Source organism: Pseudomonas sp. K5002 (assembly GCF_013386655.1).
Taxonomy (GTDB): Bacteria; Pseudomonadota; Gammaproteobacteria; order Pseudomonadales; family Pseudomonadaceae; genus Aquipseudomonas.
In genome coordinates this window covers 1-351 of record NZ_JACARK010001717.1, presented here as the reverse complement: position 1 = coordinate 351, position 351 = coordinate 1, and the positions used below count along the sequence as shown (strand labels likewise).

At 65.5% G+C, this 351-nt stretch carries 1 protein-coding gene; it reads left to right on the top strand.

The features are described 5' to 3' along the window. On the top strand, window positions 1–351 hold a 351-nt coding region (locus tag HX846_RS38885; protein WP_178967660.1), incomplete at both ends, for an AMP-binding protein.

Genomic DNA, 351 nt, shown 5'->3' with positions numbered 1-351 from the left:
CACCTCCGGCTCCACCGGCACTCCCAAAGGCGTGCTGGTACCGCACCGGGGCATCACGCGGCTGGTGATCAATAACGGCTACGCCGATTTCAACGCCCATGACCGCGTGACGTTCGCTTCCAACCCGGCGTTCGACGCGAGCACCATGGACGTGTGGGGCCCCTTGCTCAACGGTGGCCAGGTGCTGGTGATCGACCATGCGACCTTGCTCGACCCCGGCGCGTTTGGCCGGGCACTGAAGGCGGGCGGGGCGACGATCCTGTTCGTCACCACTGCGCTGTTCAACCAGTACGTGCAATTGATTCCCGACGCGTTGGCCGGGCTGCGCATCCTGTTGTGCGGCGGTGAACG